Annotated in this window: 15 protein-coding genes and 1 tRNA gene; 7 read left to right on the forward strand and 9 right to left on the reverse strand. The window is 71.8% G+C overall.

Features of this window, described 5'->3' with window-relative positions:
* Positions 1-44: 44 nt before the first annotated feature.
* Genes moaC through ABD151_RS09555 form a run of 3 tightly spaced genes read right to left on the reverse strand, consistent with a single transcriptional unit; the run spans position 45 to position 3,098 of the window.
* A complete protein-coding gene (moaC, locus tag ABD151_RS09545; RefSeq protein WP_343993670.1) occupies positions 45-515 on the reverse strand; it encodes a cyclic pyranopterin monophosphate synthase MoaC in 471 nt (156 codons plus the stop codon).
* Entirely contained in the window at positions 515-1,726 is a 1,212-nt protein-coding gene (gene glp, locus ABD151_RS09550) for a molybdotransferase-like divisome protein Glp (RefSeq protein ID WP_343993672.1), read from the reverse strand. The genes moaC and glp overlap by 1 nt, the downstream gene beginning before the upstream one ends.
* Positions 1,719-3,098 carry a UTP--glucose-1-phosphate uridylyltransferase gene (locus ABD151_RS09555; protein WP_343993674.1) on the reverse strand — a complete coding sequence of 460 codons (1,380 nt, stop codon included), beginning with the start codon at positions 3,096-3,098 and terminating at the stop codon, positions 1,719-1,721. Before ABD151_RS09555 ends, glp begins: the two co-directional genes overlap by 8 nt.
* A 115-nt stretch (positions 3,099-3,213) precedes the next feature.
* On the opposite strand from ABD151_RS09555, the gene ABD151_RS09560 reads away from it, so the two are divergent.
* Positions 3,214-3,783 carry a 5-formyltetrahydrofolate cyclo-ligase gene (locus ABD151_RS09560; RefSeq protein ID WP_343993676.1) on the forward strand — a complete coding sequence of 190 codons (570 nt, stop codon included), beginning with the start codon at positions 3,214-3,216 and terminating at the stop codon, positions 3,781-3,783.
* A gap of 12 nt (positions 3,784-3,795) precedes the next feature.
* Here the strand turns inward: ABD151_RS09560 and ABD151_RS09565 are convergent, their stop codons facing one another.
* Together ABD151_RS09565 and ABD151_RS09570 are read right to left on the reverse strand one after the other, a co-directional pair.
* Positions 3,796-6,381, reverse strand: coding sequence for a penicillin acylase family protein (locus ABD151_RS09565; protein ID WP_343993678.1), 2,586 nt, complete (start codon positions 6,379-6,381; stop codon positions 3,796-3,798).
* Positions 6,382-6,446: 65 nt separating this feature from the next.
* On the reverse strand, positions 6,447-6,761 hold the full coding sequence (locus ABD151_RS09570) for an FmdB family zinc ribbon protein (protein ID WP_343993680.1): 315 nt from the start codon (positions 6,759-6,761) through the stop codon (positions 6,447-6,449).
* A gap of 122 nt (positions 6,762-6,883) precedes the next feature.
* On the opposite strand from ABD151_RS09570, the gene ABD151_RS09575 reads away from it, so the two are divergent.
* A complete protein-coding gene (locus ABD151_RS09575) occupies positions 6,884-7,537 on the forward strand; it encodes an SAF domain-containing protein (protein WP_343993682.1) in 654 nt (217 codons plus the stop codon).
* A 69-nt stretch (positions 7,538-7,606) separates the two neighbouring features.
* Complete coding sequence (locus ABD151_RS09580) at positions 7,607-7,981, forward strand: MscL family protein (protein WP_343993684.1); 375 nt, start codon at positions 7,607-7,609, stop codon at positions 7,979-7,981.
* A 108-nt stretch (positions 7,982-8,089) separates the two neighbouring features.
* Here ABD151_RS09580 and ABD151_RS09585 read toward each other — a convergent pair whose 3' ends face one another.
* The 4 genes from ABD151_RS09585 to ABD151_RS09600 form a co-directional block, all read right to left on the reverse strand.
* Positions 8,090-8,290: a hypothetical protein gene (locus tag ABD151_RS09585; protein WP_343993686.1), complete on the reverse strand. Its 201-nt coding sequence runs from the start codon at positions 8,288-8,290 to the stop codon at positions 8,090-8,092.
* A gap of 29 nt (positions 8,291-8,319) precedes the next feature.
* On the reverse strand, positions 8,320-9,534 hold the full coding sequence (locus ABD151_RS09590; RefSeq protein ID WP_343993688.1) for an LCP family protein: 1,215 nt from the start codon (positions 9,532-9,534) through the stop codon (positions 8,320-8,322).
* Positions 9,535-9,656: 122 nt separating this feature from the next.
* A tRNA-Arg gene (locus ABD151_RS09595) sits at positions 9,657-9,732 on the reverse strand.
* A 75-nt stretch (positions 9,733-9,807) separates the two neighbouring features.
* Entirely contained in the window at positions 9,808-10,377 is a 570-nt protein-coding gene (locus ABD151_RS09600; RefSeq protein ID WP_343993690.1) for a TetR/AcrR family transcriptional regulator, read from the reverse strand.
* 87 nt (positions 10,378-10,464) lie between these two features.
* On the opposite strand from ABD151_RS09600, the gene ABD151_RS09605 reads away from it, so the two are divergent.
* The 4 genes from ABD151_RS09605 to ABD151_RS09620 all read left to right on the forward strand — a co-directional run bounded on the left by ABD151_RS09605 (position 10,465) and on the right by ABD151_RS09620 (position 16,646).
* Entirely contained in the window at positions 10,465-10,872 is a 408-nt protein-coding gene (locus ABD151_RS09605) for a hypothetical protein (protein WP_343993692.1), read from the forward strand.
* A gap of 186 nt (positions 10,873-11,058) precedes the next feature.
* Entirely contained in the window at positions 11,059-11,670 is a 612-nt protein-coding gene (locus tag ABD151_RS09610; RefSeq protein ID WP_343993694.1) for a hypothetical protein, read from the forward strand.
* Complete coding sequence (locus tag ABD151_RS09615; RefSeq protein WP_343993696.1) at positions 11,670-13,211, forward strand: DNA polymerase Y family protein; 1,542 nt, start codon at positions 11,670-11,672, stop codon at positions 13,209-13,211. Before ABD151_RS09610 ends, ABD151_RS09615 begins: the two co-directional genes overlap by 1 nt.
* Positions 13,212-13,232: 21 nt before the next feature.
* Positions 13,233-16,646 carry an error-prone DNA polymerase gene (locus ABD151_RS09620; protein ID WP_343993698.1) on the forward strand — a complete coding sequence of 1,138 codons (3,414 nt, stop codon included), beginning with the start codon at positions 13,233-13,235 and terminating at the stop codon, positions 16,644-16,646.
* Positions 16,647-16,659 lie beyond the last annotated feature (13 nt).

Here is a 16,659-nt window from a genome sequence, read left to right on the forward strand (position 1 = left end):
GCCCGCCCGGTTGGAGGCCACCACCACCCGGGCGGGCAGCGGAGTCACCGCCGCCACTCCCCCGACTTGCCGCCGGACTTGGCCTCGATCCGGACGTCGGTGATCACTGCGGCCTTGTCCACCGCCTTGACCATGTCGATCACCGTCAGCGCCGCCACCGAGACCGCCGTCAGCGCCTCCATCTCGACACCGGTGCGGTCGGTGGTGCGCACGGTCGCGGTGATCTCCACCGCGTCGTCGGCCACCTCGAGCTGCACCTCGACGCCGGAGATCGCCAGCGGATGACACAGCGGGATCAGCAGCGGCGTCTGCTTGGCGCCCATGATCCCGGCCAGCCGCGCCACCCCGAGCGCGTCGCCCTTCGGGACGCCGTCGCCGCGCAGCAGGGCGATCACCGCCGCCGAGACCAGCACCCGCCCCGACGCCGTCGCCTCGCGTGCGGTGACCGCCTTCTCGGTGACGTCGACCATGTGCGCGTGGCCCGCGCTGTCGAGATGGGTCAGCCGCTCAGCCATCAGTACTCCTCATCGAGCATCAGGACCGACACCGGATCGCCCGCCACCAGGGAGGTCGTCTCGGGCGGCACCACGATCAGTGCGTTGGCAGTGGCCAGGTCCCCCAGCAGGTGCGAGCCCGAGCCGCCGACCGGCGTGGCCACCGACGACTCGCAGAACGCCCGCACGTACTGCTGGCGGCCGGCACTCGAGGAGAGCCCGTGGCTCAGCGCGGCGGTGCGCAGCGGCTGCTCGATCGGGCTCCGGCCCAACAGCTTGCGGATCGCCGGCACCACGAAGACGCGGAACGAGACGTAGGCCGAGACCGGGTTGCCCGGCAACGTGATCACCGGGGTGCGGGCGGCGCCGAAGAGCCCGAAGCCCTGCGGCTTGCCGGGCTGCATGGCCAGCTTGCCGAACCAGAGGTCGCCGCTGAGCGCCTCCTTGACCACGTCGAAGTCGCCCTCGCTGATCCCGCCGCTGGTGATCACCAGATCCGCCCGGGTGAGCTCGTCCTCCAGCGCTGCGGCGAAGGAGCGCGGGTCGTCGGAGACCGCGGGCACCCGGTAGGCGATGCCGCCGGCCGCACGCACCGCGGCGGCGAGCAGGAAGGAGTTCGCGTCGAAGATCGTGCCCGGCTCCAACTGGCCACCCGGGTCGCGGAGCTCGGAGCCGGTGGAGACGACGACCACCCGCGGCCGGGGCCGGGTCAGCACCTCACTGCGGCCGACCGCGGCGAGCAGCCCCACCTGGCGCGGGCCGAGCACGGTGCCGGCCGAGACCACGACCTCGCCCTGCTCGACGTCCTCGCCGGCCCGGCGGATGTTCTGGCCCAGCGTGGGCGGCTGCGCGATCAGCACCTCGACGCTGCCCCGGTCGGTCCACTCGTAGGGAACCACCGCGTCGCAGCCGATCGGCACCGGTGCGCCGGTCATGATCTTGACCGCCGTCCCCGGCTCCAGCACGTGCTCCGCCGTCGGGCCGGCCCCGAACTCGGCGACCACCGGCAGGTGGATCGGCCGGTCGGCGCGGGCGTCGGCGACGTCACGGAAGCGGACGGCGTACCCGTCCATCGCGGAGTTGTCGAAGCCGGGCAGGCCCACCGGTGCGACGACGTCCTCGGCCGCGGTCAGGTCGAGCGCATCGAGCAGCTTCAGCTTGTGCGTCGACAGTGGCGTCAACGCAGCCAGGATCCGCTCGAGGTGATCGGCGACCGCGACCGGCTCAGTCACCGAGGACCGTGCCCTCCGCGACACGTTGCGGCATGTCGGAGTCGCTGAGATGGACCTCGCCCTTGACCGCGACCCCGGGCTCGAAGGTCCAGTCGCCCTCGACCCGCAGCGAGTCGGCGTCGCGCAACGAGGGCGCGCCCTGCGGGAAGCGCTTGTCGAATTCCGCGACCAGGCGGTAGATGGCGGGATCGAGCGCCACATAGGGAAGGTCGTCGGACTGCTGCTCCAGCACGAAGTCCTTGCCGAGCTGGTAGACGTCGGAGCGCAGCACCAGCAGGTCGTCGGTGGTCTTCACCGGGACGAAGCGGTCACGACCGACCTCGATCGTGCGCGCCCCCTCGAAGACCTCGATCGCGGCGCCCATCGCGGTCTCGATCTGGATCACCTCCGGGCTGGAGGCGTCGGAGGGGTCGACGTGCTTGCGGTTGCGGATCAGCGGCAGGCCGAGCACGCCCTGGCGCTCGGCCAGGGTGCGGCGCACCTCGGCGATGTCGAACCACAGGTTGTTGGTGCTGGTGAAGCGGTGCCGGCTGAGATCGGCCAGCGCCTCCTTGTCCTCGGCCAGGGTCTGCGCGGTCTCGCGCAGCACGATCCGGCCGTCGGCCTTGCGCACCGCGAAGTGTCCGCCCTTGCGGTCGGAGGCGGTGCGGCGCACGGCCTCGATCGCGAACGGCGCGCCGGAGGCGGCGAACCAGCCGGCCACCCGCGGGTCGGCGATCGCGCCGAGGTTGTCGGAGTTGGAGACGAAGACGTGCCGGTAGCCCTGCTCCAGCAGGGTGTCCAGCAGGCCGGTGTCGAGGAGCGCGGTGTAGATGTCGCCATGGCCCGGCGGACACCATTCGAGGTCCGGGTCGTCGGGCCAGGAGACCGGCGAGAGGTTGCTGGCCAGGAGCTTGGGCTCCTTGTTCTGCAGGAACTCCAGCGGCAGGCCGGCGACCGGCAGGTTCTCGTAGCGCGCGAGCGCGGCCATCGTGTCCGCGGAGGTGCGGAAGCTGTTCATGAAGATCAGCGGCAGCTTGGCGTCATAGCGCTCGCGCAGGTCGAGCACCTGGCGGGCGATGATGTCGAGGAAGGAGAGCCCGCGTCGTGCGCAGAGCAACGACTTGGCCCGCTCCATGCCCATCGAGGTGCCCAGGCCACCGTTCAGCTTGATCACCACGGTGCGCCGGATCGCCTCGGCCGCGACCTCGTCGTCGACCTCCACGTCCGCCAGCGACTCCATGTCGAGGGGGTCGATCGTCGACTCAGGGATCATCCCGGTCTCGCCCGCCTCGAGCAGACGGAAGTAGTGCGCGAACACCTCCCTGGCGACCGGGCCGACCTCGGCGTCGGCCATCTTCTCCAGTGCCCTGTTCAGCGCTTCACTGCCCATGAGGGGGATCGTAGGCCGCCGTGTCGCCCTGCGGCCAATGCTGCCCTCCCCCGGTGGGACGCCCCACGCGGCGCCGCCGTGCGGCGCACGGCCGCGGGTGGGCCAGACTGGGCCCATGTCCGAGGCCAAGCTCAGCGTCCGCGACCAGCTGCTCACCCATCGCAACCGGCTGTCTCCGGCCGCGCTGGTGGCCGCCGCGGAGCGGATCGCCGAACAGGCCTTGCAGCTGCCCGAGGTCCGCCGGGCAGCCACCCTCGCCGCCTACGTCTCGATCGGCAGCGAGCCCGGCACGGGGCTGCTGCTGGACGCCCTGGCCGACGCCGGCAAGCGGGTGCTGCTCCCCTGCCTGCTGCCGGACAACGACCTCGACTGGGCGCCCTACACCGGCGACCTGCGCCGGGCCCGGTTCGGCCTGTTGGAGCCGACCGGCGAGCCGCTCGGGCCGGCGGCGGTGGCCACCGCGGACGTCGTCCTGGTGCCCGGGCTGGCAGTGGACCGCACCGGCCTGCGGCTGGGGCGCGGCGGCGGCTCCTACGACCGGGCGCTCGCGCGGGTCCCGGTGGGCACCTTCACCTGTGTGCTGCTGCATGACGGCGAGGTTCGCGAGCAGGTCCCCGCCGAGCCGCACGACCGCCGGGTCAGCGCGGCGTTGACGCCGTCGGGCGGTGTGCTGCGCTTCTCCTGAGCCGCGGTCCGGTCAGTCCTCCGGCACCAGGGTGAGCGTGTGCTCCCCGGCGCGACGCACCGCACCCTGGCTGTAGCGCCACGGCAGCGTGCGGCCCGCGACGTAGAGGTCGGTCTGGTCGGTGTAGTTGTCGTGGAAGACGTGGCCGGAGACGCCGGTCAGGTTGATCCAGCGCGAGTCGTCGAAATCGGCCAGCGAGACCACCATCCGCATCGACGGCGCCGCAGTGACCTGGTACCCGTCGGCGGCGTCCCACCCGGTGGCATTGACCACCGAGGAGCCGCCGCCGATCTTCCAGGAGCGGTTGAACAGCCGCTCCAGCATCGGGTTGCCCGAGGAGCCGAGGCTCTGGTTCTTCAGCTCCAGGCGGTGCAGGTGCCCCCAGGTCCACTTCTGCGGGTCGCGCGCCATCTTGACCACGATCTCGTCGCTGGCGGCGAGCAGGGCGGCACGCAGGATGTCGTCGCGGGTCTCGCGGACGTCCTCGGTGTCGCGGTCGTCCCACCAGGGGTTCTCCGGATCCTCGAGCAGGTTCGCGACCACCTGCCACCAGCGGGCGCCGCCGTCCGGCCACAGGCTCTCGCGCAGCTCGTCGTGGAAGGTGAGCTCCAGCAGATTGCGCCAGACCACCTGGAAGTAGGCGGCACCGGCGGAGTCCACGTCGGCGACCCGGTCCCAGCTGCGCAGCACCTCACGACCCTGGCTGCGATAGCCCCCGGGCAGCGGGATCGCCAGCAGCCGCGGCACCAGCGCGTCGGCCAGCTCGACGTGCTCGTCGAGCTGCATCCTCGTCATCGCGCCGACGTCCACCGTGCCGCCGTCCGCGATGGCGATCTCGATCAGGTCCCGGATCCGCTGCGAGCGGTAGCCGGGGTCGAAGTCGTCGGTGAGGTAGGCGGGGTACTCCGGCCCGACCACGGCCTGGTTGGCGGTCACCACGAACCCGTCGGCCGGATTCAGCACCTGGGGCAGCGCATCGAAGTCGAGGTAGCTGCCGGTCCAGTCGTTCTCGGGCAGCCAGCCCTTGCTGGGCAGGGATCCGTCGTTGCCCGACGCCCGGATCGGGATCCGGCCGGGCGCCTGGTAGCCGATGTTCCCCGCGGTGTCGGCGTAGACCAGGTTCTGGGCCGGCACCGCGAACGCGGAGGCCGCCTCGCGGAACTGGGTCCAGTCGGTGGCCCGGTTGAGGGCGAGGATCGCATCCGCGGTGGTGTTCGGCTGGAGCGCCGTCCACTGCAGGGCGACGGCGTAGCTGTCGGCGCCGTCGGCCGCCGCGGCGTTGGCGGCGACCGTGCTGAGCTCGTCGGAGACATCGGAGAGCAGCGGCCCATGCGCGGTCTCGCGCACCGTCAGCTCGAAGTCGTCCTCGCCGCGCACCTCGATCGCCTCCTGACGGGTGATCATCGGGCGATAGGTGCCGTCGTAGAGCCAGTCGTCACCGGAGATCCGCTCCAGGTAGAGGTCGGAGACGTCCGGGCCGAGGTTGGTGAAGCCCCAGGCGATGCTCTGGTTGTGCCCGATCACCACCCCGGGCACGCCGGAGAAGCTGAACCCGGAGACGTCGATCGGGCAGGCACTGCTCAACGAGCGGCAGTGCAGGCCGACCTGGGTCCACACGCCCGGAAGACTGGTGCCGAGGTGCGGGTCGTTGGCCAGCAGGGGCTTGCCGGTGGTGGTGTGCTCGCCGGAGACCACCCAGGAGTTGCTGCCGATGCCGTCGCCCTGACCGATCAGCGCCGGCACCGCGTCCAGGGCCCGCTGCACCCCGCGCAGCGCGTCGGCCTGGTCGGCGGTGAACGGCGGACGCGCCGGGTCGCGGGTGCCGGCCTTGCTGGCCTCGGGCTCGTAGCGCCCGTCGACCAGGGCGCCCTGACCGACGATCGGGCGGTGCGTCGCATACGGGTAGTCGGGATAGAGGTCGGCGACCTGCTCCTTGCCGACCTCGACCAGCGCCAGCGCCCGGTTCACCTCCTCCTGCATGTTGCCGCGCAGGTCCCAGGCCATCGCCTTCAGCCAGGCCAGCGAGTCCACCGGCGTCCACGGCTCCGGCTCGTAGTCCAGCCCGTCCAGGCGCAGCAGGCTGTACTCCACGGACATCTGCGACGGCGACCGGTCCGCCATCCAGGCGTTGACGCCGGCCGCGTACGCCTCCAGCGCGGCCCGGGTCTCGGGCTTGAGCAGAGTGAGCTCGCGCTCGGCGACGCGACGCCAACCCATGGTGCGCACGGCCTTGTCGGTCTCCAGCGTGGTCGCGCCGAAGAGCTCGGAGAGACGGCCGGCGGTGGCGTGCCGGCGCACGTCCATCTCGTAGAACCGGTCCTGGGCATGCACGAAGCCCTGCGCGCGCATCAGATCGTCCAGGGTGTCGGCGTAGATCTGCGGGATGCCGTGCTCGTCACGGACCACGTCGACGGCGGCGCTCAGGCCGGGCACGTCGATGGTGCCCTCGGTCTGGGGGAAGGGCCGGCGGACGAGCGCGACGCCGGTCAACAGCGTGCTGACGAGCACCAGGACCAGCAGGGCGCAGACGTGCACCGCCCAGCGCGCGGCCCAGGGCCACTGCCGGAACGCCTGCCAGGCTTCGGAGAGCTTCGACACCCGATCAGCGTAGGTGGCGGGCTGTGCGGCGCCGGGACCCGAGCGTGCGGGCCCGGCGCGTCACCTCACGCGGAGGTGCTGGCCGCGGTGCTCGAGCTGCTGGTGCTTGAGGTGCTGGTGCTGGTGCTCGAGGTCGAGGTCGAGGTCGAGGTGCTGCTGCTCGACGAGGAGTCGCTGGCCGCCGGCACCGACGACGAGGAGCCCGAACGGGAGTCGGTGCGGTAGAAGCCCGAGCCCTTGAAGACGACGCCCACGGCGTTGAAGACCTTGCGCAGCCGGCCCTCGCACTCGGGGCAGACGGTGAGCGAGTCGTCGCTGAAGCTCTGCACGATCTCGAAGGCGTGACCGCACTCGGTGCACGCGTACTGGTAGGTCGGCACCGCCGCACCCCTCCTGTGTTCTCGGTCCGTTCCGGCGCTGGCACTCGCCACCGCCGACTGCCAATCGTACGGCACCTGTGGATAGCGCTCACAATGCGGAACGTTCTCCCTAGCCTCGATCCATGGACTCGGCCACTGCTCCCCCTCCGCTGCTCCAGCACCTGCGCGCCGCGGGCCTGCGGACGCGCCGGGCACTGCTGCGCCACCGCCGGCTGCTCGTCGCGCTCTGCCTGGCCGGTGCCGTGGTCAGCGGGCTGCGGGCGCTCACCCCGCCCGCTCCGGCCACCGTGGCGGTCACCGTCGCGGCTCGCGACCTGCCGGCCGGGCACACGCTCTCCCGCAGCGATCTGACCCGCCTCCAGGCACCGCCGGAGCTGGCCCCGTACGGCGCGCTGTCGCCGTCCGCGGGGGCGGGGCGGACACTGGCCGGGCCGCTGCGCCGCGGCACCCCGCTGACCGACGCCGACCTGGTCGCAGCCCCGCTGCTGAGCGGGCATCCGGGCAAGGTGGCGCTGCCGGTGCGACTCACCGATGCCGGGGTCGCGGCGCTGTTGCGCCCGGGCGACCGGATCGACCTGATCGCCACCCGGCCCACCGACGGCAGCGTGCATCAGGTCGCGGACGCCGTCAGCGTGATCACCGTGCCGGCCCCGCGGTCGGGAGCCGGCGGCACCGAGACGGGCGCTCTGGTGGTGCTCGCGGTCGGCGACGCGCAGGCACGGGAGATCGCGGGCGCCGCGGCGTCGATGTTCCTGACGGCATCGATTTCGCGTTAACGTGTGGCGCTGTCAAAAACTGCGTGGTCGGGGGTCCTCGGGGTGCTCCGACCCATTAAGGAGTGCTCAATGAACCTGAAGGGCTTCAAGGAGTTCGTACTCAAGGGCAATCTGGTGGAGCTCGCCGTTGCCTTCATCATGGCCACGGCGTTCGCCAAGGTCGTCGAGACCTTCACCGGTGTGCTGCTCGGCTTCATCGGCAAGATCGGCGGCGAGCCGAACTTCGACAGCGTCGAGATCGCCGACGTCAACGTCGGTCTGTTCCTCACCGCGCTGGTCTCGTTCCTGATCCTGGCTGCGGTCGTCTTCTACTTCGTGGTGACGCCCTACAACATGGCCAAGGAGCGCTTCTTCCAGGACGGTCCGGCCGCGAAGCCGGACGACATCATCCTGCTGGAGGAGATCCGCGACCTGCTCTCGCAGCGTCCGGGCGGTCAACTCTGACCCGCCACCTCGCACCGCATCGACGCCCGTTCCGCTTCGGCGGGGCGGGCGTCGTCGCATTCAATGCGACCTCAGCGCGCAATTCTCGCCGTCAGAGGTGCCGAGAGGTCACATCGAGCCGTGGTGTGGCGGGACCTGGCGCTTGAGCCACTCCTCGCTCGCCCGGGCGTCGCTGCGGCGCGACTCCTCGGGGTCGCGGTCGTCCTTGGTCGAGGACGGCGCGGAGTCGCCGAAGATCTCGGCGAGCCGCTTGCGGCGCTGCCACGCGGTCTCGGCGTTCGGGGAGGAGTCAGCGGTGCGGTCGTTCATCGCTTCCGAGCCTACGCCGGGGCGGGCGATCAGGCGCAGAGGCCGTTGGCGGCCGCAGTGGCCTCGCGGTCGGCGTCGTCCGGGCTGAGCGACGGCGACTCGGAGCTCTCGGTCTCCTCCGCCGAGGGCGACTCGCTGGAGCCGGCGTCCGGGTCGGCCGAGGCGGTCGATCCGGGACGACGGGCGGCGCTGACCACCTCGGAGCTGAGCCGCTTGCTCAGCGGCTTGTCGAACTTGACCTTCTTCCACAGCGCGTTGGCGTCCTCGGCCCAGACCAGGCGGTTCGGGTCCGGCTCGTAGAAGTCCCACGGCACGGTGATGAACTTGATGTTGTCCAGGCCGATGCCGGAGAACTGCGAGCCGATGTCGGCGATCTTCAGCGGCGAGTTGAGCTTGTGGTCGAGGGTCAGCGACTTGGTCGCGGCGGTGAGGAACTTCAGCAGGCGGTCCGGGCGGCCGAGGACGCCCATCGACATCACCTTGTTCGCCATCGCGGCGATGAACTCCTGCTGGCGCTTCATCCGGCCGATGTCGCCATTGCTGGAGATGTTGTGGCGCACCCGCACGTAGTCGAGCGCCTCCTGGCCCTTCACCTTGCGGGTGCCGGCCTTGAGGTAGATGTTGCCGACCGGGTCGTTGACGTCCTCGGGCAGGCAGATCTCGACGCCGTCGATGGCGTTGACCATGTCCCGGAAGCCGTTGAAGTCGACGACGACGAAGTGGTCCACGCGGATCCCGCTGAGCTGCTCGAACTGGCGGATCGTGCAGGCCGGGCCACCGAGCGAGAAGGCGGCGTTCCACATCGCGAAGCCGCCGGGGATCTCGGTGCCGTCCTCCTTGAAGCAGGTGGGCCGCTGGACCATCGCATCACGCGGCAGGCTGACGCCGTAGGCGAACTCGCGGTCCGCGGAGAGGTGCATCAGGATCGTGGTGTCGGAGAGCCCGTAGCCGCCGCCGGTGTGCTGGTCGATGGCGTTGCCCTCGCCGTCACGGGTGTCGGAGCCCATGACCAGGACGTTCATCGGCTCCTTGGGGCCCTCGACGTCGACCTCTTCGGGCCGGTCCGCACCGAGCTGCTTGTCCACGTTGATCGTGTGGATGTTGTCGTTGAGCATCCGGTACGTGTAGACGCCGAACAGCCCGATGGCGAGCGTGAGCGCGAGGATTCCGTACCCGAAGGCCTTGGCGATGCGGTGGCGCGACCGGGGCGCAGCGCGGTGCCGGCCGGACTCAACATCACTCACGGGAACTCACAGTCGATCGGGGGACTCAAGCGCTCGCAGGCTACGGCACCGGACCAAACTGCGGGACGTGTTCGAATTGTGCGGTCCGACGCGTGATTTCGCCAAAATCCGGCGGCCGTTGCTGGTGCCCCAGGCAAGAGTCGAACTTGCGACCTTTCGCTTAGGAGGCGGCTGCTCTATCCACTGAGCTACTGGGGCTTCGGGCGTCATCTTGTCAGGCGAGCCCCGGTCACGAAAACTCCCCCCGCCGGTAGCGGAGGACTCCGGACCGCCTCACACGGCGATGTGCGCCAGGGTCCGGCGGATGAACTCGGCCCGCGACTCCCCCTCGGCCGGCGCTGCGACGCCGGCCAGCATCAGGTGGGCGAGCCCGTGGGCGATGCTCCAGGCGGCGAGGGTGCCGCTCTGCTCGCGCGGATCCCCCGACGAGGCCTCGGCCACCGGTTCGCCACGGAACGCCGCGACGGCGGCGATCAACGATCTCCCCAGTGCGCCGACGGCCTCCTGCAGCTCGGGCTCGCTCTCGTCGACCAGGTCCGGCCTGAACATCACCGCGAAGTGCCCGGGATGCTCCACGGCGAACTGCACGTAGGCGACGCCGGCATCCAGCAGATCCCCGCCACGCTGGACGGCGATCCGCTCCGCCATCTGCCGGTACCCCTGCGCAGCCAGCGCGGTGAGCACCCCGCGCTTGTCGCCGAAGTGGTGCCGCGGGGCGGTATGCGCGACCCCCAGGTCGCGCGCCAGCGAGCGCAGGTTGAGCGCCGCGACGCCGTCGGCCGCGATCCGCTCGGCAGCGGCCTGCAGGACCGCCTGGCGCAGGTCTCCGTGGTGGTAGCTCACGGCGCGATCTTACCAGTGGACAGATCCCGGATGCCGGATCTATCTTTCCATTGGAAAGTTCTTCACACTTCCGAGAGAGGCAACGCCATGCAGATCGACTCCGCCACCTCCTTGACCGCAGGCATCGTGCTGCTCACCGTGGCGACGATCGCCTTCGGCGGCACCTTCCTGCTCCGCGTCGTCACCGGCAAGCAGCCGGCGAACGCCCTGCAGACCTCCTTCTTCCGCGCCGGCCATGCACACGCCGGCGTCCTGGTGATCCTCGGCCTGCTCGTCCAGCTCTTCGTCGACCTCGCCGACGTCGGCGACGCAGCACGCGGACTCTCCCTGTTGATCCTCGTCGCCGCGATCGCGATGCCCGCCGGCTTCTTCCTCTCCGTCATCGGCCGCGACCCCCAGCGCCCCAACCCGCTCGTCGCGCTGATCTGGGTCGGCGCGGCCTGCCTCGTCACCGGCGTGATCAGTGCCGGGGTCGGCCTGATCGCCGCCGCCTAGCGAGGCCGCCCACGGCGCCCACCCGGGCCACCACTTCTGCAACCTCGGGGGATATTTCCGCGCCCTCGGCGGAGCGGGGCCGCAGTTGCCTAGTTCGAACAAATGTTCGATCATGGAGGGGTGCGGCGACCTTCCAAGAATCCAGATCCCGAGCTGGTCCAGCAGCTTCGCACGCGGGTTGCCCAGATGCAGAACAGCCCGCGTGGCACGACGCTGCGCGACCCGATGCCGATCCACCCCACCCTTGCGGGCCTGGTCCAGCTCTACCCCGGCGCGAGCTACCGCACCGACTCCGCCACCCTCGGCCTGGCGCTGCTGGCCGGTCCCTCGCGCGAAGGCCAGTGGGTGGCCGCGATCGGCGTCGACGACTTCGGCGCCGAGGCGGCCGCCGAGCTCGGCATCGACCTCAGCCGCACCCTGCTGGTCCCCGACCCGGGCGGCCACTGGCCCGAGGTCACCGCCGCCCTGCTCGACGTCACCTCGGTGCTGCTGCTGCGCCCGCCCGCCCAGGTCGACGCGCACACCGCCAGCCGGATCAGCGCCCGGCTCCGCAAGCGCTCCGCCGCCCTCGTCGTGCAGGGCCCCTGGCCGCAGTGCGAGGCGTACCTGTCCGTCGAGCGCCAGCAGTGGCAGGGCGTCGGTCACGGCGAGGGGCACCTGCGCTCCCGCCGCCTCATGCTCGACGTCCGGCGCGGCTCCGGTCCCGGGCGCACCACCACCCTGAGCCTGCCCGGCACCCCGCTCGAGGCAGCCCCGCTCACCGCCGTGGCCCGGCCGATCCTGCGCGAGGTCGGCTGATGGCGCGCCGCATGCTGGTCGCCTGGGTGCCGGACTGGCCGGTGATCTCCGGCATCGCCGAGGCCCAGCTTCCCCCGCACGAGCCGGCCGCGGTGATCAGCGCCAACAAGGTCATCGCCTGCAACGAGGCGGCCCGTGCCGACGGGGTCCGCCGCGGCATGCGGCGTCGCGACGCCCAGGCCCGTTGCCCCGCCCTGCACCTGCTGAGCGGCAACACCGAGCGCGAGGCCCGCGACTTCGAGCCCGTCCTGGCCTGCGTCGAGGAGCTGAGCCCCGGCGTCGCCCCGCTGCGCCCGGGCCTGATCGCCCTGCATTCCCCCGCCCGCTTCTACGGCGGCGAGGCCGAGGCCGCGGCGGTGATCGCCGAGAAGCTCGTCGGCAGCGGCATCTGGGACTGTCGCTTCGGCGTCGCCGACAACCTCTTCACCGCCGAGCAGGCTGCCCGGCGCGCACCCCAACAGGACTGCCTGATCGTGCCCGAGGGCGGCGCTCCCGCCTTCCTGCACGACTTCGACATCCGCACCCTCGACAACCCCGAGCTCACCGACCTGCTCTGGCGGATGGGCGTGCGCACCCTCGGCGGCCTCGCCGCGCTCCCGGCCGGCGACGTGCTCGCCCGCTTCGGGGCCGACGGCGCCCGGCTGCACCGGCTCGCCGCTGGTCGTGACGACGCCCGGCTCGCCGTCCGCCAGCCACCGCCCGACCTGATCTGCCAGGCCGACTTCGAGCCGCCGTTGGAGTCCACCGAGGCGGTCGCCTTCTCGGTGCGCCGGCTCACCGAGCGGTTCGTCGATCAGGTCGGGTCCCGCAACCTGGTCTGCACCCGCGTCGTGATCGAGGCCGAGAGCAACGGCGAGGTGGTCTCCTCACGCCTCTGGGCGCATGCCCGCTGGTTCCGAGCCGACGACCTCGTCGACCGCGTGCACTGGCAGCTCGGTGCCCGCGCCGGCGAGTCCAGCCTGCCCGGCCCGGTCTCCGCGGTGCGCCTGATCCCCGAGGCGCTGGAGCCCGACGTCATCCACGCCGACGGACTGTGGGGCAACGCCGACACCTCCCAGGTCGAGCGCGGCGTGGCCAAGGTGCAGGCGCTGCTCGGCTACGAGGCCGTGCTCACCCCGGTCCTCCAGGGCGGCCGCTCCCCCGCGGCCCGCCAGGCCGGCGTGCCCTGGGGCGAGCGCGCCGACCACCTCCGTCCCCGCGACCTGCCCTGGCCGGGCAGCATCCCGCCGCCGGCCCCGGCCCGGGTCTTCGCCGAGCCCTGGCCGGCCGTGGTGCTCGGCGCCGACGGCCACCCCACCCAGGTCACCGAGCGTGGCGTGGTCACCAGCGAGCCCGCGCTCTTCCACCCCCGGGTCGAGGTCAACCACACCCCGCATCTGGCCGAGGTCGCCGCCTGGGCCGGCCCCTGGCCGGTCGAGGAGACCTGGTGGGAGGCCGGCCGCACCCGGCTCAGCCGGTTCCAGGTGGTCGGCATGGACGGCCGCGCCTGGCTGATGGCCTGCGTCGGCGACCAGTGGTTCACCGAGGCCAGCTATGACTGAGCGCCCTGAGCAGGCCCGCTGATGGGCTGGAGCAACCCACCGATCCCCTGGTCCGAGCTGGAGCGCAAGCTGTCGGGCCGCCCCGACCCGCGCCCCGACGACGGCCCCGGCTCCCGGCGTCGCAAGCCCTACCGCGCCCCCGCGAGCGTGCACCGCCCCGAGACGACGGCGGTCCCCTACGCCGAGCTGCACTGCCACAGCCACTACTCCTTCCTCGACGGCGCGAGCAGCCCCCGCGACCTGGTCGAGGAGGCCGTCCGTCTCGGCCTGCACGCGCTCGCCCTGACCGACCACGACGGCTTCGCCGGCGCGCCCCTCTTCGCCGAGGTCGCCGCCGGGCACGAGCTGCGCACGCTCTACGGCTCCGAGCTCTCGCTCGGGCTGAGCCGGCCACAGCTCGGCATCGCCGACCCCGAGGGCGAGCACCTGCTGGTGCTGGCCCGCGACGTCACCGGCTACCACCGGCTCTCCGCGGCGATCACCGAGGCCAACCTGCGCGGTGACGAGAAGGGCCGTCCGGTGCACGACCTCGACGAGCTCACCGACTACGGCCGCGGCCACTGGCTGATCCTCACCGGCTGCCGCAAGGGCAGCCTGCACCGCGCCCTCGCCGAGGCCGGCCCGGCAGCGGCCGCCGCCGTCCTGGACGATCTCACCACCCGGTTCGGGCACGACAACGTGGTCGTCGAGCTGACCCACCACGGGCTGCCCACCGACTCGGTCACCAACGACCTGCTGGCCGCCCTCGCCGCCGACCGCCGGCTCCCCGTCGTCGCCACCAACAACGTGCACCACGCCTCGCCGTCGCACCACCAGCTGGCCACCGCGATGGCCGCGCTGCGCGCCCGGCGCAGCATGGCCGAGATGGACGGCTACCTCCCCGCCTGGGGCGGTCGGCACCTGCGCAGCGGCGAGGAGATGGCGGCCCGCTTCGCCCGCTACCCCGGCGCCGTCGCGCGCAGCGTCACCATCGCCGACGAGATCGCCTTCGACCTGCGCAAGGCCACCCCGGACCTGCCCAAGCGCGGCATCCCCGACGGCCACACCGCCCGCAGCTGGCTGCGCGTGCTGCTGGCGCGCGGCACCGCGGAGCACTATCCGGCCGACTACCCCGAGGTCGAGAAGGCGCATGCCCGGATCGAGCGCGAGATGGAGACCATCGAGCGCAAGGACTTCTCCGGCTACTTCGTGATCATGCACGACATCGTCGCCTTCGCCCGCTCGCAGGGGATCCTCTGCCAGGGCAGGGGATCGGCCGCCTCCTCCGCGGTCTGCTACGCGCTCGGCATCACCTCGATCGACCCGGTCTTCTACCGGCTCCCCTTCGCCCGCTTCATCTCCGAGCACCGCGACGAGGAGCCCGACATCGACGTCGACTTCGACTCCAACCGCCGTGAGGAGGTGATCCAGTGGGTCTATGAGACCTACGGACGCCGCAACGCCGCCCAGGTCGCCAACGTGATCACCTACCGGCCCAAGCTCGCCATCCGCGACGCCGCCAAGGCGCTCGGGCACGCCCCCGGCCAGCAGGACGCCTGGTCCAAGCAGATCAACTCGTGGAGCACGATCATCCACCCCGACGACCCGCACTGCGAGCACGAGATCCCCGCTCCCGTCGTCGAGCTCGCCCAGCAGATGCTCACCGCACCACGGCATCTGGGCATCCACTCCGGCGGGATGATCCTCACCGAGCAGCCGATCGGCGAGGTCTGCCCGATCGAGCGCGCCCGGATGGAGAAGCGGACCATCCTGCAGTGGGACAAGGACTCCTGCGAGTGGATGGGCCTGGTGAAGTTCGACCTGCTCGGCCTCGGCATGCTCTCCGCGCTCGACCACATGTTCACCATCGTGGCCACCCACCTCGACGAGCACTGGACGCTGACCACCCTCCCCAAGGAGGAGCCGGCCGTCTACGACATGCTCTGTCGCGCCGACTCGGTCGGCGTCTTCCAGGTGGAGAGCCGCGCCCAGATCGGCACCCTGCCCCGGCTACGGCCGCGCGAGTTCTACGACCTCGCGATCGAGATCGCGCTGATCCGCCCCGGCCCGATCCAGGGCGGCGCCGTGCACCCCTACATCCGCCGCGCCACCGGGCGCGAGGAGGTCCGCTACGACCACCCCGACCTGAAGCCCGTTCTCAAGCGCACCAAGGGCATCCCGCTCTTCCAGGAGCAGCTGATGGACATGGCGCGCACCCTCGGCGACTGCACCGAGGACGAGGCCGACCTGCTCCGCCGGGCGATGGGCTCCAAGCGCGGCATCGAGCGGATCGAGAGCATCCGGGAGAAGCTGTACGCGGGCATGAAGAGCCGCGGCCTGGTCGGCGAGAAGGCCGACGCGATCTACGCCCAGATCCTCTCCTTCGCCAACTTCGGCTTCGCCGAGTCCCATGCGCTCTCCTTCGCCAAGCTCGTCTACGCCAGCTCCTGGTGCCGGCTGCACTACCCCGCTGCCTTCCTCGCCGCGCTGCTGCGTGCCCAGCCGATGGGCTTCTACTCCCCGCAGTCACTGGTGCACGACGCGCGCCGGCACGGCGTCGAGGTACGCGGCCCCGACATCGTCCGCTCCGCCCCCACCGCCGACCTGGAGCCCCTCGAGGACGACGTCGCACCGCGGCCGAGCGGTCTCGACGCCTGCCGCCTCGACCACCCCGAGCGGACCGAGTTCGTCGAGGGCACCCCCGACCCCACCCCACGCCACCGCCGCGACACCGGCTGGAGCGTGCGGCTCGGCCTCGATGCGGTGCACGGGATCAGCACCGAGCTGGCGACGCGGATCGTCGCGGCCCGCGACGAGCGCCCGTTCGCCGACATGGTCGACCTGTCGCGCCGGGCCCGGCTCGACTCGCGCCAACTGGAGGCACTGGCCACCGCCGGCGCACTGGACGCCTTCGGGCTGACCCGGCGCGAGGCGCTGTGGAACGCCGGCTACGTCGAGCACGAGGGGCACCTCGACGGCACCCGTCCCGGCATCAGCGCCCCGCCGCTGCCCGAGATGAACGTGGTCGAGGAGACCCTGGCCGACCTCTGGGCCACCGGGATCACCCCCGACGCGCATCCGTTCAGCCACCTGCGCGAGGCGTTGCTGCGCGCGGGGATCCATGCCGTCAGCGCGGTGCACCGGGCACCGGCCGGACGACGCCTCAAGGTGGCCGGGCTGATCACCCATCGGCAACGCCCCAGCACCGCCGGCGGGGTCACCTTCCTCAACGTCGAGGACGAGACCGGGATGCTCAACGTGGTCTGCTCCGAGGGCCTGTGGCGTCGCTACCGCAGCACCGCCCGCTCGGCGGCCAGCATGGTGGTGCGCGGCATGGTCGAGCGCCAGGACGGCGTCACCAACCTGGTCGCGGACGAGCTCCTCCCCTTGGAGAGCGTCAGCCCCGACGCCGGCCGCGCGCTGCATGACCGGCACCGTTCCCGCGACTTCCGGTGAGCGGGGACCAGGA

It is taken from the genome of Nocardioides dubius, assembly GCF_039528155.1.
Taxonomy (GTDB): Bacteria; Actinomycetota; Actinomycetes; order Propionibacteriales; family Nocardioidaceae; genus Nocardioides; species Nocardioides dubius.

Bases quoted from the DNA above. Each gene is read 5' to 3' on its own strand.
- moaC (WP_343993670.1), bottom strand. From the start codon at position 515: ATGGCTGAGCGGCTGACCCATCTCGACAGCGCGGGCCACGCGCACATG.
- ABD151_RS09555 (WP_343993674.1), bottom strand. From the start codon at position 3,098: ATGGGCAGTGAAGCGCTGAACAGGGCACTGGAGAAGATGGCCGACGCC.
- ABD151_RS09560 (WP_343993676.1), top strand. From the start codon at position 3,214: ATGTCCGAGGCCAAGCTCAGCGTCCGCGACCAGCTGCTCACCCATCGC.
- ABD151_RS09575 (WP_343993682.1), top strand. From the start codon at position 6,884: ATGGACTCGGCCACTGCTCCCCCTCCGCTGCTCCAGCACCTGCGCGCC.
- ABD151_RS09580 (WP_343993684.1), top strand. From the start codon at position 7,607: ATGAACCTGAAGGGCTTCAAGGAGTTCGTACTCAAGGGCAATCTGGTG.
- ABD151_RS09585 (WP_343993686.1), bottom strand. From the start codon at position 8,290: ATGAACGACCGCACCGCTGACTCCTCCCCGAACGCCGAGACCGCGTGG.
- ABD151_RS09605 (WP_343993692.1), top strand. From the start codon at position 10,465: ATGCAGATCGACTCCGCCACCTCCTTGACCGCAGGCATCGTGCTGCTC.
- ABD151_RS09610 (WP_343993694.1), top strand. From the start codon at position 11,059: ATGCAGAACAGCCCGCGTGGCACGACGCTGCGCGACCCGATGCCGATC.
- ABD151_RS09615 (WP_343993696.1), top strand. From the start codon at position 11,670: ATGGCGCGCCGCATGCTGGTCGCCTGGGTGCCGGACTGGCCGGTGATC.
- ABD151_RS09620 (WP_343993698.1), top strand. From the start codon at position 13,233: ATGGGCTGGAGCAACCCACCGATCCCCTGGTCCGAGCTGGAGCGCAAG.